This is a genomic window from Psychrobium sp. nBUS_13, from assembly GCF_051201665.1.
Lineage (GTDB): Bacteria > Pseudomonadota > Gammaproteobacteria > Enterobacterales > Psychrobiaceae > Psychrobium.
Map to the genome: position 1 here is coordinate 825,034 of NZ_CP179210.1, position 25,195 is coordinate 850,228.

Sequence of the window (25,195 nt, forward strand, 5' to 3'; positions counted from 1 at the left end):
TGAGTTGTTATGTCTAATTATCAAACTATCGAACTGGCCAATTGGCCGCGTGCAGAGCATTTTAAATTTTATCAATTAGCCACTCATCCTTGGTTTAATATCATCGCAGATATTGACGCCAATACGTTACTGGCCTATTGCAAGGAAGAGCAACTTAGCTTTTTTCATGCCTACCTTTATTTAACACAGATAGCAATTAACGAGTTAGCGCCGTTCAAGCTGCGTATTGTTGACAATGAAGTACGTCTTTATGAGAAAATTAAAGTGAGTTGCGCCATCTTAGCCGATGATGAAACGATGCGATTTTGCGGTTTCCCATACGCACATTCATTTAGTGAATTTGATGAGAAAGCACACATCGCGCAAGAGACTGCTAAAGCCAGTCCTTTTATTGCAAGCCAGTTTGTTGGCGGCGACAAAGCGCAAGATGAAGTCCATATGTCGGTGATTCCGTGGGTGAGTTTTTCGAGTTTTACTAATGCCCGTAATACGGCGGCAATCGATAGTATTCCTAAAATAGTTTATGGCAAAGCGACTCGAACAACACAAGGTTTAATGATGCCGCTATCGGTTGAGGTGCATCACGGCGTAATGGATGGATTATATGTCGGGCGCTTCTTTGAAAAGATACAGCAGTTATTTGATAATCCAGAAACTTATTTAATCGATTAGATAATCTTGTTAAAAACTTTCTTAAAAGAGAATGCGTAAGCACTTTCGCTGTGTTCTCTAAGATGCTCAAGCCGATTTAATACCAATTGCATTAAGTAAGTGATCTTGTTGTGCGTAGAGAAAATCAGCTAAAACAAGGCGCTCGATTGACTAATAGCTGGCTATTAGGATTGAGAGCAACGCCATTTTAGTTAATTTTAACAAGTACAAGTGGGCAAATATTTAATGCAATGGGTATAATGCTTCTTCGATGGTCGGAATATGATTGTCTTCAATCCACCACATAACATAGTTTTCATGCTCTAACTTATGAAACCATTCACCTTTACGGCGCATAAAGTCTTTGTGATGTGTGCGGAACATGAAATCTTTTAAGCTGTCGACATCTCGCCAGATAGACATGTTAACAAGCATGTTTGGATCATTAAATATCTGGGTGCTGGTAGCGCTGCCGGAATCATCTTTGAGACGCCACACGAACCCTGGGTTATCTTCAGCGGTCGCATTGACGATATCTAAATTATCGACGAAATCTTTTATTTGCGGAGCGTCTAAATCATATTTTGCTTGCGCGATATTAAGTTGTGCTAGTTGCATGCCACGATCCTTATGATGAATTGTTACTTATCGCTATAAATGGCTAACTCATTATCACTGTGCTTTTTAAAATGACAGCGTTTGTTGCCGGGGGAAGAAAATAGTGCGCTCTGAGATTCAATGTTCCTAAATTTCGACAATTACAAACCTATCTAGCGCAATTTATTCTCTTTTAATGCGAGTCGCAAACTGTCTGTAATGCCAATAATCCAAAACCCCAGAGAGTAGTATGCGGCAGATTTTATAAAAGGAATCTCGCTCTCATCGACGAAGTTGTTAAACATATACCAAAACATGGCGCTTAATGACGGCTCGACTTTGAATGCAAATACCGCATGATAAACCATGAATAGTTGGTCGATTAAGAAACCTAAAACAAAATAGAAAGGGATACAAAAGCAGGTTAGCAGTAAAGCACCAATTTTTATTCTCTTAAGATAAAAATGTGCGGCGCCCGGAAAAGCAAAAGCGGATAATAAGATACATATTATTGGTAAGTTCATAATAACAGCACTAATCAAACAATGAACTCATTGTAACGAGTCAGACGTTGATTGCACAAGGGGATTTGGCAATCAACGCTCGATAACATTTAACGTGTTTATTTCACACTGCAATGCAAGGTTTCTAGTGTGACATCGCTGATTAAACTAAGTAACTGTTTACTTGTTTTCTCTTGTGACACCTTGCTATCTTTACGTTCTACGAGTACTGCGCTTGAAATATCACTAATATTATCACCACTCAGGTGCAAGGAAATAAGAGCACCTTGGAGTGGTGATAAACTTGGGTTGTAGGCGCAGTTTTCAGCGTAACGACCAAGATATAGTCCATTGGGAGTTTGCAACGCGATACCGCTTGGGCTAAGACTAAATGGACTGTAACTGCTTGTTGCAGCTGATAATGCATGTTGAGCCAATATTGAGTCTGATGCTAACGTTAGTTGATTATCCGGTGATACCATTAGGCGATCTGATATACCTAAATCACTTGGTCCAAAGGCCATCGGGAGAATATCTGCAAAACGAGTCGTCGGTTGTTTGGTGATTAATACGTCGATATCACACGCACCATTCAGTTCATTAATGAACTGACGACAATGCCCACATGGTGGTGCACTCACTGCTAGCATAGTGAGTTTAGTTTCTTGATGACGCCATGCATTAGTAATAACCGACTGTTCAGCATGAACGGTTTGAGCTAATGTGAGTCCTTTAAACTCCATGTTTGCGCCGAAGTAAATTTTTCCTGATTCTCCCATTGCCACTGCACCGACATAGAAAGAAGAGATGGGTGCCAAGCTATAACTTTGGGCTAGTGGAATAAGATCACGACAAAGTTGCTGTTTATTCGCCTTATCTGAAGCTGAATAATGCGCTAATAACGCCTGCACTTGTTCGCTGGTGAAACATGCATTGAAATCAGCACGATAGACAATTGACTTTAATTGCTGTTGCAGCGGAGTCGACAAATGAGCGATACAATCGGTTAATTGCTCGCTCGATAATTTAGTAAAATGAGCCATATTATTTTTATTTATTTTGTAGGCAGAAAGAAAATCTATCCGTAAATTAGCTTAATCGACAAAATAGGCTGGCTTTGTCACCGTAAAGGTTCCTTGGACATTGTTTTTTACTCTAACTGATTCTGATAGTTCAAAATCTGTCGGTAATACTGCACAAGCAATAGTTTGCTCATTAACATGAGCAACGCTGACAACAATTCCCGCGTTACGCCAGTTTTCGCCGAGTTGTTTTTCAACATTATCACCGACGTTGCAATCAATATGTGATGAAGACTGCAAAATGAACATCCCTCGCTTATTTAGCCCTCTAAAGTGCATGCGAGCGACGGTTTCTTGGCCAATATAACAACCTTTTTTGAAGTTAATACCATCAATCATTTGTAAATTTAGCATTTGCGGCACAAATTCAGCTTGAGTTGCTGGAGTAACTTGTGGAGCACCGCTGACGCATTCTAATGCTTGCCACAATGATGTTGGTTGCGATTGTGCCTGTGCATTGCTTATCGCTTGAGTTAATGCCGTATTCTGTTCTTTATTCGATACCACAAGAAAGCGCGGGCCATTAAGCTCATCAAGTTTCACGACAGTGCCAATATCAGTATTTATTGCGTCATTTTCAGCATTAAATACAGCACTGTAGTTATCGGCTAACCATTGCTGCGCGTCTTGGCCTAAAAAGCCACTGCATATGAATTTGTCAGTGCTATCGGTGATAGTGACTTTTGAGAAAACAGCGTATTTGGTCAGCATAGGTAAATGGCTGGCGGTATTTTCAGCGGCTTGTAGAGCGAGCACTTCATTACCATTGTCAATTAAGCGAAGGCTCGCCATCATTTTTCCTTTGGCATCACAATGGGCGCCAAGTTGACTGTGGCTGGTGGTCAGTGCGTCTAGTTCACACGTTAGTTGGCCTTGTAAAAATTGACGACTATCAGCGCCGTCTAGTTTAGTAACGCCTAGTGGTAGACTCGGGAAAAAATCAAAAGTAGTCAGAGAATTAAACAATGGAAGAAACCTTAATAGACAGTGATTTGAGGCATATTATACCCGTTGCCAATGAAAGTACATGATTTCAGCAAGTCGAGATGCGTGCCAAATACTAGGCACAAGATGTGTCGTTAATTCATTCCCGATAACTGCCCCTGCGTTATCCTAATATTCTTATAACGACGTACGACGGTATGGATACCGGAGCTAGAGCAGCGAATTAGCGCATGGATGAGCGTAATTAAAACAGTGCAGAGCATACTGTCGAGGAGCAGTTGCCGGTTGGTCGCTTATCGCCTTGTCCGTAGGACTTCTTGTTTAACGTAAGTGGTAGAAAACGACTACTGCGTTATACCAATTGCATTAAGTAAGTGATCTTGTTGTGCGTAGAGAAAATCAGCTAAAACAAGGCGCTCGATTGACTAATAGCAGGCTATTAGGATTGAGAGCAACGCCATTTTAGTTAATTTTAACAAGTACAAGTGGGCAAATATTTAATGCAATTGGTATTATGATTCATAATTAGGTTTTCAGCGTGAAGAGAAACCATGTATCTGCGATGCAAGGAAGTTCGCGTAGCTGTGATGTGAAATATTAGGGCAATGCAGGAGCATATTGCCGAGAATGGCCATTAATTACAAATCATGCCTTGTATTCGAATTCTACCCGAGCTCTGAAACAAGCATCTTCAATGGTAACGGGTATCAATAACAATGGCGCAAGCATCAAAGATTGTTGCGCCATATGTGATACTACTTTTTAATTTTTATGCAGAATGCAGTGACCTAACACGAATAGTGCCATCAATTTTTTGTAACTCATCAAAAGCAATCTCAGCATCTTTCGCTTCAACTTCCATCACTACGTAACCAATGTCAGCGGTAGTTTGTAAGTATTGTGCAGTGATATTGATGTCGTGCTTGGCAAACGCCATATTGATTTGATTCATAATACCTGGTTGGTTTTTATGAATGTGCAATAAGCGCGTGCTGCCATCATGTGCAGGTAGAGATACTTCAGGAAAGTTAACGGCAGATAATGTCGAACCATTGTCTGAATACTTAACAAGTTTTCCTGATACTTCAAAACCAATATTGGCTTGTGCTTCTTGAGTGCTGCCACCAACGTGTGGCGTTAAAATAACATTGTCGATGCCACGTAGTGGCGACACAAACTCTTCGTTGTTCGATTTCGGCTCGACAGGGAATACGTCAATTGCTGCACCGCTTAATTGATTAGACGTTAATGCCTGTGCTAAGTCGTCAATTTCAACAACGGTGCCGCGTGATGCGTTAATAAAGATTGCACCTTGCTTCATTTGGTCAAATTGCGCTTTGGCGATCATGTATTTGGTTTGTACTGTTTCTGGCACATGTAAAGTAACCACATCAGAGGTGGCTAATAACTCATTCAAGTTAGCAATTTGACTCGCGTTACCCAAAGGAAGTTTGTCTTCAATATCGTAGAATTTAACACGCATACCTAAGTTCTCTGCCAAGATGCCTAATTGAGTACCAATGTGGCCATAGCCAATAATACCCAGTTGCTTGCCACGAGCTTCAAATGATCCCACTGCTGATTTTAACCATTCACCACGATGCGCTTTTGCACTTTTCTCTGGAATGCCACGCAGTAATAGCAAGATTTCACCTAACACCAATTCAGCCACTGAACGTGTATTCGAGAATGGTGCGTTAAATACCGGAATACCACGTTGCTCGGCAACGTTTAGGTCTACTTGGTTAGTTCCAATACAGAAACAACCGATAGCTACTAGCTTTTGAGCAGCAGCAATAACATTGGCGTTTAAATTGGTGCGGGAACGAATACCAATGAAGTGAACATCTTTTATTTTTTCAATGAGCTCTTCCTCTGGTAAGGAGGTTTTTAGGCACTCGATATTGGTATAACCAGCTTTTTCAAAGACTTCCAATGAGCTTGGATGCAAGCCTTCTAAAAGTAATACTTTAATTTTATTTTTTTCGAGTGAAAAATGAGCCATTGTTAATTTTCCTAGCAAGTTTTAGCGGGTAATCGTTAAATTAAATAAAAACTATAGCAGCCTAAGTAAAGAGTTTAATCAAACTATAAGTTAACTGCAGTATAGCAATCAAAACTCGCGTATTTAAAGCCCTTTTAGGAATTATTTATAGCTATTTTATAACAGTATATTGGACATAACTGATGACTATATAGGGGAATATCATTCGTTAATGTTAATAAGATATTTAAATAGGTGTTAAATTAACTTGAGATGATAATTTGAGATAGAAACGAACAGATTTTACGATGGTTTCTAGGGAATTATTGACTACTTTGATGACAATAAGAAACAACAGTCGATGATTGGCTGCTGTTTCTCAGATGTTGTTCGGCGTGTTATTTATTAGCGACTTTTTTTACACCTTGAGGGGTTGCCATTAATAATTCATCGGCACCACGCTGTGCAAAGAAACCGTTAGTAACAACGCCAACAATATCGTTTAGCTCACGTTCTAAATCTTTAGCATCTTCAACAGACCAATTGTAAATATCTAGAATGACATTGCCGTTGTCGGTGACAACGCCTTCACGATAGACAGGATCGCCACCGAGCTTAACAATTTGACGTGCTACATATGAGCGAGCCATCGGAATAACTTCAACCGGTAATGGGAATGCACCAAGGTGAGTAACGAATTTAGACTCATCTGCAATACAGATAAACTTTTGAGCGACTGCTGCAATAATTTTCTCTCGAGTAAGTGCTGCGCCGCCGCCTTTAATCATTTGCATTTTTTCGTTGATTTCATCAGCGCCATCAACGTAAACACTTAGCTCGTCCACGGTATTTAAGTCAAATACAGGAATGCCATATTCTTTTAAGCGCTTGGTTGATTCTTCTGAGCTTGAAACCGCACCTTCAATGTCGCCTTTAATAGAGCCTAAGGCATCAATAAAATGATTGACAGTTGAGCCAGTACCAACACCAACAATGGTATCTTTTTCGATATATTCTAAGGCTGCCCAGCCTGCTGCTTTTTTCATTTCATCTTGATTCATCACTTAATCCAATCGCCAAACGTTAAAGAGCCGCTATTGTAGCTAACAGGCGAATGCTTAGCACTATTTTCTTCGGCATTTAGCAACAAATTGATCCATTTTCTTGGCGCTTTTAGTGAGCATGCGTTGAGCTACTTTGACATAACGGCGCGCCCAATCATATTCAAGCGCGAGAATAGCCAAAGCAATAGGGAGAATAATTACTGTACCGGGAAGTAATATAAAAATGAGGCCAAAAGCGAGTAGTCCGCCGCCAACTAAGGTAATAATTGTTTTTCTAAGGGAGTTCATAGACGCCTATTGTTAACTAGAATGTATATATTCTTGATTAAGCAATGTTAGCGCCATAGTGTTAATTTATTGTATTAAAAGGTTAATTTACGTTTTGATGAAATATAAATTGGTGATGTGCTCACTAATTGGTAAAATCCACCAATTAATGTTGTCAGAAGTTGATATGAAAGATAATAGTGCTTGGTTTGTGTATTTATTGCGATGCAATGACAACTCGTTGTATTGCGGCGTCACTACGGATCTCCAGAGACGCCTCAAAGAACATAATGAGAGTGAAAAAGGGGCCAAATATACAAGAGCACGACGACCAGTGACCCTTGCATTTAATCAATCAGCGTCATGTCGTCGTGAAGCATGCCGTTTAGAAGCCTATATCAAGAAAAAAACTAAAGCGCATAAAGAAGCGTTGATTGATAACGCTGTTGCGATTGTTTTACCTTAGGCTGCTAAAACTGCGCCGCTGATATCTTTTCTTGTGCTAAAGAGGTCAGTTCTTTAAGTGATAGCTGTTGATGATCTTGGGCACTGATTGGGGCTAATACTTCAACTTTGATATGCTGATGACCACGAAAGTGTAAGCTACTTTTAGGGACGGCTTTATCAGTGCCTGTTAATACGATAGGCACAATATCGACGTTGGCATCTTGGGCAATTTTAAAGGCGCCAGTTTTAAACGATTTTAGTTGACCGTCTTGGGCGCGAGACCCTTCTGGAAATATAAAAATCGGGCTACCATTTTCTAAATGCTTTATTGATTGTTTCATCATCGCTTTAATCGAACTTAATCCGCCTCGCTTAATCGCCACATATTTATTGAGAAACATGGTCCAGCCGATAAAGGGGATTTTAAAGTTTTCTATTTTAGAAACCCATTTAAAGTGGGTAAATAGCCGAGAAGCAACCAACACATCAATAGTCGATAAGTGATTGGAAATAAATACGACAGGTCGATCTTTAGGTAAATGCTCTCGGCCTTTTATTTCAAGTGACCAAAATGGGTTTGTCCAAAAATATAGTGAACCCCAAAAGTGGCTAAAGAAATTTAAAACAATGAGTTTTTTGTCAAAAGGCGTCGTTACTATCCGGATAACAACAGCAATCGGAAATAAGATTATCGATATCAAAACAACCCATATCAAATACAGACAAGACAGCAAATAACTCACGACGATTCCTAATAACGAAAATTGGCCGCAGTATATCGTTTATAGTCGAGAAATCTAATCAAAATTTTGATCTATCGCTAACTCTAAGAGTGGTTGGAGGTGTATGATTGAATTTTTAGTCTCTGATAAGGAATAATATGTTTAGTTTGAAGCAGCTAGGTAAGATTTCAAAGCGTGGAATACAAGTCATTTTGTTGTCGAGTGTCGTCATTTCTACTGGGGCGGTTGCTCATAATCATAAAGCTGATAAGAGTAAACAGCAGCATTCTGATATTGAAATATCACAAGCATGGGCTAGAGCATTGCCGCCGGTTGTTCCAAATGGCGCTGCATATTTCACGTTAGTTAATCACAGTAACAAGGCTATTGTTCTGACTGGGGTTAGTAGTGATATTGCAAAACACAGCATGCTACATGAGAGTTATTTTGACGATGGTAAAGTTGCGATGCGTCATATTGAAGAGCTGGTTATTAATCCGCATAAATCAGTGACATTTAAACCAGGCGGCTTTCATGTGATGCTGATGGGGTTGAAGAAACCACTGACTAAAGGCGGTGAGTTTACTATGTCGTTCCTGCTTAAAGATGGCAGCCAAATAACGACGCCAGTGAAAGTTAAAGACGCACCGTCAATGAAAGAACACGCACATCATCATTAATGCGATTGAGGATTAACTTAATCGTCGCAGGATAAAATGCTAAAGTAGCGGAACGAAAATTTTGGAAATATTTGTTTGTGAGTAGTGACGCGTTTTATCAACAATTGGCACAAGACATTAAGCAATGGGCATTAGCACTAGGTTTTGCCGATATTGGTATTTGTGATACGGATCTATCCCATCATGAAGCCAAGTTTATGCAATGGATTGAGAATGGCTATCACGGTGAAATGGACTATATGGCGCGCCATGGTTTAATGCGCGCTAGAGCGCATGAATTATTACCTGGAACCTTACGTGTCATCAGTGTGCGCCTTGATTATTTACCGCCTGAGGCGCTGATTGTTTCTACATTGCAAGATTCCCACAATGGCTATATCAGTCGTTATGCTACCGGGCGTGATTATCATAAGATGATGCGTAACCGCCTTAAGAAACTTCAACAAAAAATTGAAACTCAAGTGAGCGACCTCGTTGCGCGCCCTTTTGTTGATTCTGCGCCTATCATGGAGCGCCAGTTAGCTGAAAAAGCGGGCGTTGGTTGGGTAGGCAAGAACTCGTTAATTTTGAATGAAAAGGCGGGATCATTTTTCTTTTTAGGTGAATTACTCGTTAATATTCCACTGCCTGTATCTGAGCCAGTTATTGAGCAATGTGAAAAATGTGTTGCCTGTATTACTATCTGTCCCACCCAAGCAATTGTTGAGCCTTATGTGGTTGATGGAAGCCGTTGTATTTCGTATCTAACCATCGAAAAGTTTGGCGCAATTCCTGAAGAGTTTCGAGATGCCATTGGCAATCGTATCTATGGCTGCGATGATTGCCAACTTATCTGTCCGTGGAATAAGATGGCTCAAGCCAGTGACGAGAGTGACTTCGTTCCACGTAAAGACATTCACTCACCTGAGCTTTTATTCTTATACGCTTGGAGTGAAGATGAGTTTCTTAAAAAGATGGAAGGTTCGCCAATCAGGCGAATTGGTCATGAGCGCTGGCTTAGAAATATTTCAATTGCATTAGGTAATGCTAGTTATGAACCCAAAATCATTGAAGCGTTAGAAGAGAAAAAACAACAGGCGAGTGACATGGTGATAGAGCATATTGATTGGGCGATTGCGAAACAATTAAATAATCAGCCTGTCGAAAATCGAAAAACTAAGCGTCTGCTCAATGCCGTTGAACGCGGCATGCCTGATCATTGTTAAAGGAGTAAAAAGTGCCATCAGTTAGTTGTATGTCTATTTTGTTATTTTGCACAGTCATTGGCTGGGCAAGTAGCGCGATGGCGGCTGTTAATAACATTGGCGCGGCAGTAGTTTATGATGGCTCGAGTAAATATGATCACTCATTTAATCAAGCTGCCTTTGAAAATGGCGTTTCACCGTTGCGAGAACGTGGTTTTGTTATTAAAGAGGTAGAACCTGCCAATCATGTACAAACTCAGCTTGGCGTAATGAAATTGGCGCGTCGTGGTTACAATCCAATTATTGGTATTGGCTACGCGGTATCGCCAGCTATTGAGCGCGCAGCAAAAGCCTATCCAAATATTTCGTTTGTTACCATCGATGGCGTTGTTAATCTACCAAATGTCAGCTCTATTACCTTTCAGGAAGAGCAAGGCGCCTATTTAGCGGGGGTGCTCGCGGCGTTAAAATCGAAATCAAATCACATTGGTTTTGTTGGTGGAATGGACATCCCGTTAATCAGAAAGTTTAGTTGCGGTTACGCATTAGGGGCAAAGTCAGTCAAACCTAATATATTGATAACCCGTCACTATATTGGTTCAACGTCTCATGCATGGGATGATCCTAGCAAAGGTATTGAAATTGCTCGTCATCAATATGAGCAAGGTGCCGATGTTATATTCGCCGCCGCTGGTGGTTCAGGCCTTGGAGTATATCAGGCAGCGAGTGATCACGGTTTTTATGCGATTGCCGTCGACTCTAATCAAAATCATTTATATCCCGGCGCTGTGCTCAGTTCAATGGTTAAACTCGTCGGTAAAGTTGTGTGGCAAAATGTCATGGATTTTAGCCAAAATAAATGGCGACCTGGTCACCGTGAACTTGGCCTATCTGGTGATTGGGTTGGGTTAACTCGTGATCAATATAACGCTAATGAGTTCACGCCTTCATTAGCAAATGCAATCGATCAACATAAGCAATATCTGTTGACCCAAGATGATCCTAATAAATCTATTGTCACATTGTGCGCACAGGGGCTAAATTAATTTATGTTATCGCCAGCGCTTGAACTCCAGAACGTCGTCAAGTATTTCCATGACATAAAAGCACTGGATGACGTGTGCCTTAAAATTGCGCCGGGCTCTATTCACGGTATCATTGGCGAAAATGGCGCAGGAAAGTCTACGTTGTTAAAAGTTGCCTATGGCCTTATTACCCCTGAGCATGGACAGGTGTTTGTTGACGGCGTTAAGGTGAATATAGAAAATCCGCAGCACGCCATCGATAATGGCATTGGTATGCTTCATCAAACCACTAGTTGGTTAGAGCATTATTCGATTATCGATAATATTTTGTTGGGCGAATACAACGGCTTTTTTATGTCGCGTAAGAAGGCAAAAGCACGTCAAGAACTAGAGCAGTTATGTCGAGAATTTGGATTTAGTTTTCAGCTCGATATGTTAATGTCGCAACTTGATTATAGTGAGCGGCAACTTGTTGATATTCTTAGATCGCTTTATCGTGGTGCCAAGGTGTTAATTCTTGATGAACCGATGGCTCTGCTGTCGCCGCTGCAATCAAATCACTTGCTTGACTTATTAGAGCTCCTGAAAATGCAGGGCATTTCAATTTTAATCGTTGCTCATAAGTTGTCTATTTTACATCATATCTGTGATGTCATCTCAGTGATGGCACATGGCAAGCTTGTTAATAACATTAACCCAAAAGAGGTTACTTTAGGTTATCTAAGTAAATTGATGGTAGGAAGAGAAATTACAATCCCTCATCCCAATAGTAGTGTGAGTGACGTTGATAGTTCGCTGCGTTTAAAAGTGTCGAACCTAGGAATAAAGCAAAAAACGAGACTGGGAACATCACGCCAATCGTTTAGTTTGTCTGATATTGATTTTCAGGTAAATAGTCATGAAATTGTTGCACTTACTGGACTCGCTAAAGCAGGGCATGAAGATCTGCTTGCTGTGCTTGCGGGCAGTAAACCGTTTACTCATGGCAGAATTACTGTAAATGGCACACGGTTTAAACCAAGTAAGCAATATGACTTAAAGCAAGCACGGGAATTAAAGATCGCTTATGTTCCTGATCCTTTAACGGGTGAAGGTATTGTTAGTGAATTTCCTTTATTTGAAACGGCGATCTTAGGACATCATACTGAGTCATTTTCCACCGAGGCTGTTTATCAAAATAAACACAATCAGCAGCGATGTCAGGAATTAATGAGGGATTGGAACATTCGACCCAATAACCCGATGTTGAGCACGGGGGCTTTGTCTGGTGGCAATCAACAAAAGCTGGTGCTTGCTCGTGAATTTTCAAAAGCGCCGCAATTATTATTGATGGCGCACCCGAGTAATGGACTTGATGTGGGCGCTATTGAAAGTGTTTATCAACGATTGTTTAAATTAAGAGACAGTGGCGTCAGTATTATATTTTGCTCTAATGACTTAGATGAAATTATGAGTTTGTCTGATCGCGTTATTTTATTCGAACGTGGACAGATCATAGGACAATATTATAGTCAGCAATTAAGTAAAAATGACTTGAGTTTAATGCTTGCAAATGAGGTGGTTGATGCATAATAAATCATTACCATGGCTCAATAGTATCGTGTTAACACTGGCCAACATTGGCTTGGCATTATTGGCTAGTGTCATTGTATTGTCGTTAACAGGTGTGGATATTGGCGCTGCGATTTCGCAAATCTATCATGGTGCGTTTGGTACGCAAGAAGGGCGCGGCTATACATTATATTATGCAACCAACTTTATTTTTTCTGGGTTAGGGGTTGCTCTGGCTTGGCATGCGGGCCTATTTAATATTGGCGGCGAAGGGCAAGCAACGCTTGGCGGACTTGGTGTTGCTATTATCTGTATCCAACTTGATGGCTTATCGCTATGGCTGCTAATTCCTGCATCGATGCTGTTTTGCGCTTTATTTGGCGCCATTTGGGCGTTTATTCCTGCTTGGCTCAATGCTTATCGTAGTTCTAATATCGTGATAACGACAATTATGTTGAATTTGATCGCGTCTTCCTTTCTTGTGTATTTATTAGCGGGTGCTTTAAAAGCGCCGGGGCAAATGGCTGCGGTAAGCGAGTCATTGTCTGCTGGAAGCGCATTGCCCAGCATGCAAAGTATCATGGCAGTATTTGGATATAATATTGTAAACACACCCCTTAATATTTCTTTTCTATGGGCATTAGTGTGCGGTGCTGGATTGTATTATTACTTATGGCATACCAAGTTAGGGTATGAAACTCGGGTAGTAGGGCACAGTGATGAAAGTGCTCATTATGCAGGTATAAAGAGCAAACGTATTGTCATTATAACGATGATGATTTCAGGAGCTTTGATTGGCTTTATTGGATTAAATGAAGTGCAAGGCAATAGTTTGCAACTCAATGTTGATTTTGTCGCTGGCTTTGGTTTTGCTGGAATTGCAGTCGCACTGATGGGGCGTAATAATCCATTGGGCATCGTGATTGCTAGTATTTTGTTTGGCGCACTTTATCAAGGTGGATCGGAGCTTGCGTTTAATGAAGAATCGATTGGCAACAACATCATCTTTTTGATCCAAGGATTAGTGGTGTTATTTTGCGGTGCATTGCAATGGATGTTAAGGCCGACCATTAATTATTGGCTCAGACCCATGGATGTTATTAAAAAAGATAAGTTGCCGGTGAGATGATGGATAGTACATTTTCTTGGATATTATTATTCGATGCATCATTGCGTTTAGCAACGCCATTAATGTTTGCCGCCTTAGCTGGCTTTGTCAGCGAACGTGCGGGCGTAATGGACATAGGCCTTGAAGGGAAAATGTTACTCGGCGCATTTGCCGCAGCGACAATCGCTTCTGTTACGGGATCTGCATGGCAAGGTGTTTTGGCGGCAATAGTGATAACGGGCTGTTTTTCATTGCTTCATGCCTTTGCATGTATCACCCATAAAGGTGATCATGTTGTATCCGGCCTTGCAATCAACTTATTGGCAGCAGCCATCACTGCACTTCTTGCTCAACGAATTTTTGTTCAAGGAGGCATGACGCCCATTCTTAGTGATGAGCAGCGTTTACCTACGATTGAGTTTCCAAATATCATTACGCATGACGATGGCTTATTGTCACAAATCTATTGGCATTTGCTTAGTGGCCACAACATATTAGTGTATCTTGCTTTTATTGCGGTGTTTTTGACTATTTATTTAATGAAGTATTCGACGTGGGGAATTGTTGTGTTAGCAGCAGGTGATAACCCTACGGCACTTAAACGTGCCGGTTTTTCGGTGTCTAAAATTCGCTATATGGCCGTTGTTGTTGGTGGCTGTATTTGTGGGCTGGCAGGGGCGTTTTTATCGATTGGTCATGGTGCTGGATTCGTTGAAAACATGACTGTTGGTAAAGGATTTATAGCACTTGCGGCGTTAATCTTTGGCCGCTGGCATCCAATTGGCGTGATGTTGTCATGTTTATTCTTTGGCTTTTTAGAAGCGTTGGCCATTAGATTGCAAGAAAGCCGGTTTAGTGATGTTGATAGTGTCATTCCTATTCAATTATTAGAAGTTACACCATACGTTCTAACCTTGTGTGTACTGGCTGGGGTGATTGGGAAATCAGCAGCACCTGCAACTTTGGGTAAACCGATGCGGTAGTGATTTACTTAAAGTATCTCAAATAATGATTCAAAAAATTGATTGGAGTTAATCAAAAAAGTTGTATGATTTTTTGGTTGATGTTAAAAAGAGCATCAACTAACTAGAATTATGTCGCAGGATACGTAAATGAGCACTCAATCAATAGAAAATACCCATATCAGCTCCGAAAAGGTTTTGATTACACCAACGCAATTAAAACAACAAATTCCATTGAGTGAGCAAGGCGCTAATTATATTGCTGAGGCTCGACAAACAATCTCCGATATTATTCATGGCAAAGATCATCGCTTATTGGTTGTTACTGGCCCATGCTCTATTCATGATATTAAAAGCGCTAAAGAATACGCGTTAAAGCTCAAAGAGCTTCATGAGCAGCTCAATGATAATATGTACCTAGTTATGCGTATCTACTTTGAAAAACCTCGTACAACAGTCGGTTGGAAAGGTCTGCTTAACGATCCTCACATGAATGACTCTTTTGAAGTGGAAGAAGGATTAAAACTTGGCAGAGAGCTATTGGTATGGCTTGCTGAATTAGAGATACCTGTAGCGACGGAAGCGCTAGACCCTATTAGTCCGCAGTATCTATCTGAATTATTTAGTTGGTCTGCCATTGGCGCGAGAACAACTGAATCACAAACTCACCGTGAAATGGCCAGTGGGTTATCAATGCCTGTTGGTTTTAAAAATGGCACTGACGGAAAAATTAACGTTGCGATAAATGCATTAGAGTCGGCCATGCATTCACATCGCTTTATGGGGATTAATACGCAGGGACAAGTTGCATTAATGCAAACTCAAGGTAATCCTGACGGCCACATTATTTTACGTGGCGGTAAAGCACCTAATTATGAAACTGCTGACGTTCAGGCGATTGAAACTCAGATTAATGATGCTGGGCTTACGCCTAAATTGGTTGTTGATTGTAGCCATGGTAATTCAAGTAAAGATCACACGAGACAACCGCTAGTTGCCGATGATATATTTGAACAAATTTGCGCAGGTAATCGTTCAGTTATGGGGATCATGCTTGAGAGTCACCTTTTTGAAGGCAATCAATCAAGTTCATTACCTAAAGATCAATTACGGTATGGTGTGTCGGTAACAGACGCCTGTATAAACTGGCAAGATACTGAACAATTATTACGTGATGGCGCAAACAAGATAGGTTTAGCATTGCAACAGCGTATTGAAGATAAAACGACAGGAGAGCTTGATGTCAGAAAAGTCGTGTGAAGCATTAGATAAATTACGACAGGCCATTGATGAAGTCGATGGTCAGCTGATAGATTTACTAGCAAAGCGATTATCGTTAGTTGCTGATGTTGGGGAAGTGAAAAGTGAAGCTGGCGTACCTATTTATGCGCCAGAGCGAGAAGCAGCAATGCTCAACAAACGCCGTCAAGAAGCTGATGAGGCGGGTGTTGGTGGCGACTTAATTGAAGACGTGTTACGTCGCCTTATGCGCGAATCTTATCATCGAGAAAAAGACACCGGTTTTAAGTGCATTAACGCGAATATTGGCCATGTGGTCATCGTTGGTGGAGAAGGTAAGTTAGGTGGCGTATTCAAGCGCATGCTAGAGCTTTCTGGCTATCAAGTTAAGACATTAGATAAAGACGATTGGCATCAAGCTAGTGAGCTATTTGACGGTGCTGGCTTAGTGATCGTGTCAGTGCCAATCAATTTAACGACGCAGATTATTGATAAATTGTCTCAGCTTCCACGTGATTGTGTGCTGGTGGACTTAACGTCTACTAAAGCAAAACCCTTGTCACATATGCTAAATGTTCACCAAGGGCCTGTACTAGGCTTGCATCCCATGTTTGGACCTGACGTTGCAAGTTTAGCTAAACAAGTTGTTATTTATTGTGATGGTCGCTATCCGAAACAATACGCTTGGTTACTTGAGCAAATTGGGATCTGGGGAGCCAAGCTTACCGTTGCCAATGCACAAGAGCATGATAATGCCATGACGTTGGTGCAGGGAATGCGCCATTTTACGACCTTTGTTTACGGCCAACATTTAGCAGCAGAAAATCCGAATATGGCGCAACTGCTTGATTATAGCTCGCCTATTTATCGTTTAGAGTTAGCGATGGTTGGACGATTATTCGCACAAGACTCACAGCTTTATGCGGATATCATATTTTCTTCGAACGAGAATACGAAGATGTTTTCCCGCTATTTAACAAGATTTGAAGAAGCAAATACCATGTTGTTAAACGGTGATCGTGAAGGATTTATTGACGCTTTTAAAAATGTTTCACAGTGGTTTGGTGAGTATTCAACACAGTTCTTAGATGAATCTAAACAGTTGTTAATGCAGGCTCACGATAGTCGAGCTGTATAATCAATTACTGACAAAAAGAAAGCCCTGCACGAGCGGGGCTTTTTAATGTCTGGATGAGTCTATTATTAAACAGGAGTATTACTATTGAGTAACACTTCTGCCACTGGTGTTGCCTGAATAGACTCTGATGGGTAACAGCCTAAGATCTTAATATCTTTGGTAATCTCATTAAGCTCGGCTAGCGCTTTTTGCATATTGTCGTGATGTAAATTGCAATCAACATCAATATAGAACATTTCTTCCCAAGGGTTGCCTTGGATAGGACGTGATTCTAATTTTGTCATACTAATACCATTGCTCTTTAATACGAGTAAAGCATCAGCTAGCGCACCACTGGCTTGATGAGTCGACATGATAAAGGTTGTCTTTGCTGGAATTTGCACCGCAACTTCAACAGCTTTACGTGCAACCACAATGAATCGGCTATGGTTTTCAAGTTGGTTGGCAATTTTGCGCTCGATGGCGTTAAGGTTGTAGAGACTGCCTCCTTCTTGTGAGGCGATAGCCGCCACCGTCTCTGATTGTCGTTGTTGGACTATCTCCATTGCAGCAGCGGTGCTTTCAACAAACTCGAACTTAATGCCTTTGTACTTACTGAGATATTGTGAGCACTGTTGGTACGGCTGAACATGACAATATATGGTATCAATTTGTGATATATCGGTATCGATTGCAGTCACAAGGCAGTGTTCTACTGGCTGGGTCAATTCACCGACAATCGATAGTGAAGTATGTTGTAAGACGTCGTACACTTCGTTAATACTACCTGAACTGGTATTTTCAATCGGTAATAACCCGAATTCGGCTTGACCTGATTCCACTTGATTGACGATGTCACTAAATGAATCGCATCCCACTTCGACAATATCTTCTACGCGGCGGGAAAAGTAGCGATGACATGCTAGATAACTATAAGATCCTTTAGAGCCAAGAAAGGCAACTCGCGCGATTGGCGATTCATGCTGGTGGTTTGCACGTTCTTGTAACCAAGCTTGTTGATTGAGGACTGAATCTTCGATGATGACGTGAAATAACTGTGACACATAGTGAGCGTCTAGCCCCAATTTATGGCCACGTTGAATGAGATCAATGAGCAATGCTTCTTCACGTTCGGTGTCTCTAACATTCTTCACTGTGTCTATTTTCGATTGTGCAACACTGAGGCTTAATTGTCGGCGCTCGCCTAATAAACCTAAAAGCTTTTGATCTAGTGCGGTGATTTTTTCTCGTACTTCCGATAGTACGACCCCTTTACTCATTATTTTTCCTCAGCGAACACTTAATAAATTACCTTGAATTTAGGGGGTGTAAACCACACTGTCAATAGATATTTACAAACCAGTTAGAATAAGAACTTGTTTGATAGAAGAGGTTGCAGGTTATTACGACGTTAACAATGAATTTTGACACTAGAATCTCCGATTAATTATAAATACGTTAAACTTAAACATAAAAAATTTATTTAGTTTTTTTTGTCTCTTTATTATCAATTAGATAAAAAATAGTTGTTGTTATCTAACTGAATTTTATATGTTTAATTTTTGTTTTGTAAATTGGTAATTCCACATAAGTTACGTTATAAATATTGAGTTACATCATTAAACATGTCGTTGTATAGGATATATAGCGCCAACACTAAGCTGTTAATGTTGTCCACCAATGAGGAGCTATAATGGATAAAGTTCTACTGATTGTTTTATCACTTCTAAGCACTGCAGCGAGTGCAGTTTCAATGGAAAATAGTGTGTTTTCGTTGGATGCTAATCAAATACACTTTAAAGTAGGTGAAATTACCGCAAAAGATAATGTTTATCTGCGCATTAAATCAATCGATGATGTTGCAAAACTAGCACGTAAGAGCAATGTGGCTTTGTCAGAATTGACTCAGCAGCAGAGAGTGATAAACATTTCATTATCTGAAGGATGGACCATGAAAGGGCGTATTCTCGCCATCAAAATAGATGGTGAAGTTGCCGTTATTGAATCGAATGAACTGTACCTCGTTAGTGAACAACTTATTGCCCATCAGCTATAAACAATAGACCTACTTCCATAACAGCCATAGTAAGTTATTACTATGGCTGTTATGATCTTGCCGATTTTTATTCAATTAATTGTTAAGTGTTCTTAAACGCTTAAAACTCATTTATAGGTATATTATGAAAATTACCCAGAATTTTGATAGCGGCAATATCGAATGTTTATCTATTTCTGATGACGCGAACATTGAGTTAGCCATTAGAAAGGATAGCAATGCTGAATATAGTCAGTGGTTTCATTACCGCCTGACGGGGGCAAAGGACCAGTCTGTTGCAATGCATATCACTAATGCTCATGAATGTTCTTATGTCGAAGGTTGGGAAAACTACCAAGCTGTGGCTTCTTATGATCGCGAAACTTGGTTTCGTGTCGATAGCCATTATGACGGTAAGCAACTAACTATTAAGCATCAGCCAGAATTTGATAGCGTCTATTATGCCTACTTTGCGCCTTATTCAATGGAACGTCATCATGACTTAATCGCCCAAGCACAAATGCATGAACAGGTTGAACATATTTTACTTGGACAAACGGTTGATGGGCAGGATATGGATGTACTAAAAATTGGTACTGATGGCGATAACAAGAAAGTATGTTGGATGATTGCTCGCCAGCACCCTGGTGAAACAATGGCCCAGTGGTGGATGGAAGGTATGCTTGAGGCTTTGTTAGATCAAGATGATCCAATTTCAAAATCACTGTTAGATAACGCCGTTTTCTACGTAGTACCTAATATGAATCCTGATGGTAGTAAACGCGGAAATTTACGTGCAAACGCTGCTGGTGCTAATCTTAATCGTGAATGGTTAGAGCCGAGTATGGAGCGTAGCCCAGAAGTTTATCTAGTTCGTGAGAAAATGGAAAAAACGGGCATGGACTTTTGTCTGGATGTTCATGGTGATGAGGCGCTACCTTATAACTTTATCGCAGGCTCTGAAGGTATCCCTGATTGGAATGATGAGCGACAAGCGCTGTTAGATTTTTACCAACAAGCTTTGATTACGGCTAGCCCTGATTTTCAAAATAAAGTTGGCTATGACATTGATAAGCCCGGCGAAGCGTTAATGACGGTTGGCACAAATTATCTTGCACAAGCATTCAATACATTAGTGATGACGTTAGAAATGCCATTTAAAGACACACAACATACTCCTGATGAGTTATTTGGTTGGTCTCCTGCAAGATCTCAAGTGTTAGGAAAGGCCTGCTTAAACGCGTTATATCAAACGTTGCCAAAACTGTAGTCGTTTAAACAAATAGTACAATTGAAAAAGGAGCGTTTAACGCTCCTTTTTAATGTCTAATTTTCGTGAGGATCTATTTCTACTGGCGGGTAAATGAATCCTTGGTATCCGTTAGGGTGTAAAGAGTTAAAGTTGGCTAACTGCTTCTCGTCTTCAATCGCTGTAACGATAACTTCTATTCCGATTCCTTTAGCAACATTTACTAAGGCGCGACATAGTTCGCTATTTTGCTCGGTCTTACTGTAGAACGAGAATGATTGATCCAGTTTAACGTACGTCGGCTTAACTTGTTGTAAATAATTAAGTGAACCAATGCGGCGACCACATTGATCGATACCAAAGTTAGAACCATATTCTTTAACCGTTTCACACAACGCAATACATTCTTCTAAATGACTACTTACTACAGACTCTGGGATCTCAAATTGGATCTTATGAGAGTTGGTAGAGCTTTGAAGAAATAAAGCTAACCATTGATGGAATATAGTATCTTTAACACTATCACTCGTTAAATTGACCGCAATAGGCTCATGAGTTTTCGCTAAGATGTTGTTGTTGACAATCGATTTTAAAATACATTTATCAAGCTCATTACCTAACGAAAGTAGCTCAACGTATGGCATAAATACACCAGCATTTAGGACTTGTCCGTCGACATTAAGGCGACAATAGACTTCACGCTGTAATACGTCACTACTGTTCATCTTATGGACAGGCTGCCATTGGAATATAAAACGATTACTGTTAATGGCATGAGTAAGCTTTTTACGCCACTCTTCGCGAGATAATTTATGTTGTTGCTTTTTACTATCAAACCATTGAATAGTTTTCTGTTCTTTTGTTGCTTGTTGTAAAGCATTATCAGATTGAGACAATAAATCTGACGGCTCCATGTCACTTTCACGAATAGTAACACCCAAGTAAAAATCACTATTTGGTTCGCAACCTGCTTTAGACATCTCTTGGTTAATCAAACGAACTAAGGTTTGAACATAGCTTTTGATCTGCTCTTCTTCACCCTTGGTGATCAAGAAGGCAAACTCGACATTTGCAATACGAGCAATGACTGATTCTGCTATTTTTGGCAGTTGCTGCTGCATAGCTTCAGCTAATACCTTGATTGTTTCATCACGTACTTGATAACCGTATTTACTATGTATCTCTTCTAACCAATCGAATTTAGCAAGGATTAAACCACCATATCCAGGTTCAGCTAACCAGCTATTGAGTTGACCCGTTAGATATTGACGATTAGGTAAGTTTGATACGCGGTCTACGAGGCTATCTTTACGCAAACTATCAACTTCATTGTCTAAGGTATTAAAGACTTTCTTAAGCTGATTGGACATTGAGTTAATAGAAATAACAACATCTTTTAATTCAGATGTTGAAGGTAATGCCATGTCCTTATGGAATTTTCGTTGTGCAATCCCTTTCGCATGGTCAGCAATTTCATTTAATGGTTTAAGGATGGCAGTTAACCGTAATCGCAACACAATTAATGAAACAATAAACAATATAGATAAGACAAGCAGGGTGTCGTTCATGATGCGCCATAACTCACGGTAGCCAATACCGGGATGAGCTTCAATTTCTAATGTGGCAAGCTGCATCCAGTCAGACGTAATCAAACTTTCTTTAGTTTGAGATTCGAATAAACCAAGATCAGAAAACCAACTGGGAACACCATCAATAACGATTGGGTTTTCCCATGTTTGTGTTTTATTATCAACAAGCCAAGTTAACGTGACACGTCGATAAAACCCGCCCTCAAATACAACGTTTATCAACGTTTCTGCGCCAACTAAATCACCTGTTTCCAGGTGTGGCTTTAGCATGAGGCTAAGTGATGTACTCGTGTTATTTAAGTCAGACTCCATTTGCTGCGTCATAAAGTCTTTTGTTTCAGTAAACTGAAAATAGACGATGCTCGACATTACAAGCAAAAAGAGTCCAAATAACAGTGAGTTGATCTGTTGAAACAGGGTCATTGCTGTGTTACTCCAATTTTAACTTAGGCTGTTTTAGGTTATTTACGCCAAGGCGTTGCTTAAGGCTTGACCAGCGCTTCAAGCGCTTAGAATCACCAGCAAGAACACCACGTCCTTTTTCTTTATTTAACCATAGCTGTGTACCATTAAAGCTATATACGGGTAATAAATCGTTTCGTTTAGTTGCAGGTTTTATTTTACCGTCTATATTATCTAGGATGATCGGTACTGATCCCGGCGTTTCATAATACGCTAAAACCATATGGTATTGATTTAGACGTAATGCCTTTACCATGGTTATTCTCATTTCCTCATCCGGTACACCGAGTTCTAATAAAGTGTAGTATTTTGCAATAGAGTAATCTTCACAATCACCACCATTCACACCTATAAACTCGATCGGGGTTGCCCAATAATTTTTAACGCCCCACAACTTAATGTCATCTACAAATCGAAAATAATTAAAGAACCGATTTACTTTTTCTAATTTTTCTAATTTTTCTAATTTTTCTAATTTTTCTCTATTCGATAAAGCTTTAGCTTGGGTTAAAATTTTTACCCAAGCGTTACCGCGTTTACCAGCCCGCTCGCCGTAATTTTTCTTAAGCGCGTCTATAACCTTTTGATTATCAATACTGCTATCAGTTTTTGCACAGAGACCAAATGAAATGAGCATTGGTACTAGCAAGAGCCTGAGTGACCAGTTAATCCTTTGATTGCGCTGCACAAGCTCCATTTAAAACTCTATAAGCCGTCGGCAGTATAAATTGTCCATTTCATGGCTGTTGATTGCTCTGTTCCCGTCAATGAAGCGACGATTCGTCTATTTTTAGAATGCGCTTGCGGTGAATCATTTTCATCCAGTAATTTGTCAAAACCATAACCTACTGCTGCGACTCTAAAAGCAGCAATTCCGTATTGATTTTTTAACACATTAGCAACGGCATTTGCTCTGCTTTCAGAGAGTTTTTGATTAAGTTCTGCTGAGCCTTGGCGGCTACAATGCCCTTCGATTGTTACATGGCTACCAGGAAACTTGCTCATGAAATCACTAACTTCTTTAATCTTTTCAAAATCAGTTTGACTGATGACAGAAGAGTTATTCGCAAAGTTAATTTTTAGCGTAATACTGTCGTCTATACGTTTTACGCTGCTACAGCCATAGTTATCAATGTTAGCGCCTAAGAATGTATCTGCACATCGCTCACGAGCTTCAATAACACCGTCGGCATCTAGGTCTTCAAGGTTATGTTGTTGAATGACTGCTTGTTCAATATCCACAATGTCATTTGCACAACCGGCAAGGGCTAAAAAACTTATCGCTATTACAAAATACTTCATTATTTAATTCCTCCTTCGTAGCTATCTTCGCCATCCCACAAGTTAGAGCGCGTCACACGCAGTGAATCTAGCAATTGTCCTGTAGCGTTAAGCAGGCGATATGTCGCATCGATATTTTGATATTTTGCTTCTAAAAAGTCTTTACGTGCTTCAAAAAGCTCATTCTCAGTATCTAACAAATCTAAGAGGCTGCGTTGACCCAGTCTAAATTGCTGCTCATAGGATGCTTGAGTTTGCTTTGATGAGTCAACGTGTTGTTGAATAAATTGCAGTTGCATAGTGAGAAGCTCGTATGCATTCCATGCAAGCGTATATCCTTCAGTAACGTCGCGATGAGCTTTTCGATTTAGCTCAACGGCTTCAGCGATTTGGTACGCAGCAGCTCTCGATTGTGAGGCGTTTCGTCCACCTGCATATAAATTATATTTCATGCGTAACATGGCTGATGCGCTGTTATTATGGCCACCGATGTCATTGTTTAGACGATCAATACCTTCTTCACCCGATAGATTATTGTTCGCATTTGCATCAATTTCTAGGGTAAACGTAGGATAAAAACTAGATGTGAAAGTTTCTCGTGCGTAACGCGCAGCTTCAATATCATTAAGTGATGATTTGATTTCGGGATGGTTTACTAAAGCGTCTTTTAAACCAGTGTCTTCTGTGGTTGGTACCATATCTGCATCAGGTACTGGAACAATCAAATCCTTAGGATCGTGGTTAACGAGTTTACGAAACTTTGACACGCTGTCACGGAAATTATTTGTCGCGGAAATCAAATTAACATTTGCTCGTGCAAGTCGACCAGTAACTTGAGATAAATCAGCGACACTGCCTAGGCCTGATTCAGTCCGTTCTTTAATTTGTTCATAAATATCTTGGTGAGATTGAAGATTTTTCTCTGACAGAGATAGTACTTCTTGGTTTTTTAGCACTTCGTTATAAACCTTTGCAACATCAAGTGCTAAATCTTCTGCTGTAGAATATAACGTCCATTGCTCTGAACTCGCTTCTCTTTCTGTTCTAGATGTATCACTGCCAGTGTAAAAACCATCGAAGAGCATTTGTTTGATACTTAAGGTAAGTTCGCCACGTTTTAATCCAGCTTGGCCATCATCGCCATTTTCAGCGTAAATTCCTCGACGCGTTCCGGGACTATTAGTTTCTTCATGCCCATATCCTGCCGTTAAATCAACCGTTGGGAAATATCCAGCTTTTGCTTGTTTGATACGTTCTTCTGCAACTTTAAATCGGGTTAATGCGATTCTAAGATCAGGATTATTATCCATTGCTTGAGCTACTGCTTGTTCTAGAGTTTGCGCTTGTGTAATAGGTGACACTACTACTGTCCCTAGTAGGGCGCAGGCAATCATTGAATTACGCTTTAGTGCACATTTCGATGAAGTTATATCAAATTGCATATACAGTCC

At 40.3% G+C, this 25,195-nt stretch carries 25 protein-coding genes; 12 read left to right on the top strand and 13 right to left on the bottom strand.

Annotation, left to right across the window (positions count from 1 at the left end; all coding sequences use genetic code 11):
- The first annotated feature begins 9 nt into the window (after positions 1 to 9).
- A complete protein-coding gene (locus ACMAZF_RS03765; RefSeq protein ID WP_435276141.1) occupies positions 10 to 672 on the top strand; it encodes a CatA-like O-acetyltransferase in 663 nt (220 codons plus the stop codon).
- 222 nt (positions 673 to 894) lie between these two features.
- Here ACMAZF_RS03765 and ACMAZF_RS03770 read toward each other — a convergent pair whose 3' ends face one another.
- The 7 genes from ACMAZF_RS03770 to ACMAZF_RS03800 all read right to left on the bottom strand — a co-directional run bounded on the left by ACMAZF_RS03770 (position 895) and on the right by ACMAZF_RS03800 (position 7,114).
- Positions 895 to 1,269: a DUF3291 domain-containing protein gene (locus ACMAZF_RS03770; RefSeq protein WP_435276142.1), complete on the bottom strand. Its 375-nt coding sequence runs from the start codon at positions 1,267 to 1,269 to the stop codon at positions 895 to 897.
- Between the two features lie 152 nt (positions 1,270 to 1,421).
- Positions 1,422 to 1,772 (bottom strand): DUF6677 family protein, encoded by a 351-nt coding sequence (locus ACMAZF_RS03775; protein WP_435276143.1) that lies wholly within the window; start codon positions 1,770 to 1,772, stop codon positions 1,422 to 1,424.
- A gap of 98 nt (positions 1,773 to 1,870) precedes the next feature.
- A complete protein-coding gene (gene cdd, locus ACMAZF_RS03780) occupies positions 1,871 to 2,794 on the bottom strand; it encodes a cytidine deaminase (protein ID WP_435276144.1) in 924 nt (307 codons plus the stop codon).
- Positions 2,795 to 2,845: 51 nt separating this feature from the next.
- The gene (ygfZ, locus tag ACMAZF_RS03785; protein WP_435276145.1) at positions 2,846 to 3,799 is read right to left on the bottom strand and encodes a tRNA-modifying protein YgfZ; all 954 of its coding nucleotides are present in this window, start codon (positions 3,797 to 3,799) and stop codon (positions 2,846 to 2,848) included.
- A 748-nt stretch (positions 3,800 to 4,547) separates the two neighbouring features.
- The gene (gene serA, locus ACMAZF_RS03790; protein WP_435276146.1) at positions 4,548 to 5,783 is read right to left on the bottom strand and encodes a phosphoglycerate dehydrogenase; all 1,236 of its coding nucleotides are present in this window, start codon (positions 5,781 to 5,783) and stop codon (positions 4,548 to 4,550) included.
- A gap of 377 nt (positions 5,784 to 6,160) precedes the next feature.
- Positions 6,161 to 6,823 (bottom strand): ribose-5-phosphate isomerase RpiA, encoded by a 663-nt coding sequence (rpiA, locus tag ACMAZF_RS03795; protein ID WP_435276147.1) that lies wholly within the window; start codon positions 6,821 to 6,823, stop codon positions 6,161 to 6,163.
- A 63-nt stretch (positions 6,824 to 6,886) separates the two neighbouring features.
- Entirely contained in the window at positions 6,887 to 7,114 is a 228-nt protein-coding gene (locus tag ACMAZF_RS03800; protein ID WP_435276148.1) for a PGPGW domain-containing protein, read from the bottom strand.
- Between the two features lie 97 nt (positions 7,115 to 7,211).
- Here ACMAZF_RS03800 and ACMAZF_RS03805 point away from each other — a divergent pair, with 97 nt between their 5' ends.
- Positions 7,212 to 7,559: a GIY-YIG nuclease family protein gene (locus tag ACMAZF_RS03805; protein ID WP_435276149.1), complete on the top strand. Its 348-nt coding sequence runs from the start codon at positions 7,212 to 7,214 to the stop codon at positions 7,557 to 7,559.
- A gap of 4 nt (positions 7,560 to 7,563) precedes the next feature.
- Here ACMAZF_RS03805 and ACMAZF_RS03810 read toward each other — a convergent pair whose 3' ends face one another.
- Positions 7,564 to 8,283 carry a lysophospholipid acyltransferase family protein gene (locus tag ACMAZF_RS03810; protein WP_435276150.1) on the bottom strand — a complete coding sequence of 240 codons (720 nt, stop codon included), beginning with the start codon at positions 8,281 to 8,283 and terminating at the stop codon, positions 7,564 to 7,566.
- Between the two features lie 137 nt (positions 8,284 to 8,420).
- Between ACMAZF_RS03810 and ACMAZF_RS03815 the strand changes: the two genes are divergently transcribed.
- From ACMAZF_RS03815 to tyrA, 8 genes are all read left to right on the top strand, one after another.
- Positions 8,421 to 8,942 (top strand): copper chaperone PCu(A)C, encoded by a 522-nt coding sequence (locus tag ACMAZF_RS03815; protein WP_435276151.1) that lies wholly within the window; start codon positions 8,421 to 8,423, stop codon positions 8,940 to 8,942.
- Positions 8,943 to 9,019: 77 nt separating this feature from the next.
- Positions 9,020 to 10,147 (top strand): tRNA epoxyqueuosine(34) reductase QueG, encoded by a 1,128-nt coding sequence (gene queG / locus ACMAZF_RS03820; RefSeq protein ID WP_435276152.1) that lies wholly within the window; start codon positions 9,020 to 9,022, stop codon positions 10,145 to 10,147.
- Between the two features lie 11 nt (positions 10,148 to 10,158).
- Entirely contained in the window at positions 10,159 to 11,172 is a 1,014-nt protein-coding gene (locus ACMAZF_RS03825; RefSeq protein ID WP_435276153.1) for a BMP family ABC transporter substrate-binding protein, read from the top strand.
- A 3-nt stretch (positions 11,173 to 11,175) separates the two neighbouring features.
- Positions 11,176 to 12,723, top strand: a complete 1,548-nt coding sequence (locus ACMAZF_RS03830; RefSeq protein WP_435276154.1) for an ABC transporter ATP-binding protein — start codon at positions 11,176 to 11,178, stop codon at positions 12,721 to 12,723.
- Entirely contained in the window at positions 12,716 to 13,831 is a 1,116-nt protein-coding gene (locus ACMAZF_RS03835; protein WP_435276155.1) for an ABC transporter permease, read from the top strand. The genes ACMAZF_RS03830 and ACMAZF_RS03835 overlap by 8 nt, the downstream gene beginning before the upstream one ends.
- Positions 13,828 to 14,793 (top strand): ABC transporter permease, encoded by a 966-nt coding sequence (locus tag ACMAZF_RS03840; RefSeq protein ID WP_435276156.1) that lies wholly within the window; start codon positions 13,828 to 13,830, stop codon positions 14,791 to 14,793. Before ACMAZF_RS03835 ends, ACMAZF_RS03840 begins: the two co-directional genes overlap by 4 nt.
- A gap of 129 nt (positions 14,794 to 14,922) precedes the next feature.
- Positions 14,923 to 16,032: a 3-deoxy-7-phosphoheptulonate synthase gene (locus ACMAZF_RS03845; protein WP_435276157.1), complete on the top strand. Its 1,110-nt coding sequence runs from the start codon at positions 14,923 to 14,925 to the stop codon at positions 16,030 to 16,032.
- On the top strand, positions 16,013 to 17,149 hold the full coding sequence (tyrA, locus tag ACMAZF_RS03850) for a bifunctional chorismate mutase/prephenate dehydrogenase (RefSeq protein ID WP_435276158.1): 1,137 nt from the start codon (positions 16,013 to 16,015) through the stop codon (positions 17,147 to 17,149). Before ACMAZF_RS03845 ends, tyrA begins: the two co-directional genes overlap by 20 nt.
- Before the next feature lie 65 nt (positions 17,150 to 17,214).
- Here tyrA and ACMAZF_RS03855 read toward each other — a convergent pair whose 3' ends face one another.
- On the bottom strand, positions 17,215 to 18,408 hold the full coding sequence (locus ACMAZF_RS03855) for a chorismate mutase (protein WP_435276159.1): 1,194 nt from the start codon (positions 18,406 to 18,408) through the stop codon (positions 17,215 to 17,217).
- 413 nt (positions 18,409 to 18,821) lie between these two features.
- Here ACMAZF_RS03855 and ACMAZF_RS03860 point away from each other — a divergent pair, with 413 nt between their 5' ends.
- Entirely contained in the window at positions 18,822 to 19,184 is a 363-nt protein-coding gene (locus ACMAZF_RS03860; RefSeq protein WP_435276160.1) for a hypothetical protein, read from the top strand.
- A 124-nt stretch (positions 19,185 to 19,308) separates the two neighbouring features.
- Positions 19,309 to 20,433, top strand: coding sequence for a M14 family metallopeptidase (locus tag ACMAZF_RS03865; protein ID WP_435276161.1), 1,125 nt, complete (start codon positions 19,309 to 19,311; stop codon positions 20,431 to 20,433).
- A gap of 56 nt (positions 20,434 to 20,489) precedes the next feature.
- On the opposite strand, the gene ACMAZF_RS03870 is transcribed toward ACMAZF_RS03865, so the two are convergent.
- Genes ACMAZF_RS03870 through ACMAZF_RS03885 form a run of 4 tightly spaced genes read right to left on the bottom strand, consistent with a single transcriptional unit; the run spans position 20,490 to position 25,186 of the window.
- Positions 20,490 to 22,424 (bottom strand): bifunctional diguanylate cyclase/phosphodiesterase, encoded by a 1,935-nt coding sequence (locus ACMAZF_RS03870; RefSeq protein WP_435276162.1) that lies wholly within the window; start codon positions 22,422 to 22,424, stop codon positions 20,490 to 20,492.
- Between the two features lie 7 nt (positions 22,425 to 22,431).
- Entirely contained in the window at positions 22,432 to 23,160 is a 729-nt protein-coding gene (locus tag ACMAZF_RS03875) for a transglutaminase-like cysteine peptidase (protein ID WP_435276163.1), read from the bottom strand.
- Between the two features lie 8 nt (positions 23,161 to 23,168).
- Positions 23,169 to 23,765, bottom strand: coding sequence for an OmpA family protein (locus ACMAZF_RS03880; protein WP_435276164.1), 597 nt, complete (start codon positions 23,763 to 23,765; stop codon positions 23,169 to 23,171).
- The gene (locus tag ACMAZF_RS03885; protein WP_435276165.1) at positions 23,765 to 25,186 is read right to left on the bottom strand and encodes a TolC family outer membrane protein; all 1,422 of its coding nucleotides are present in this window, start codon (positions 25,184 to 25,186) and stop codon (positions 23,765 to 23,767) included. Before ACMAZF_RS03885 ends, ACMAZF_RS03880 begins: the two co-directional genes overlap by 1 nt.
- Positions 25,187 to 25,195: the final 9 nt, after the last annotated feature.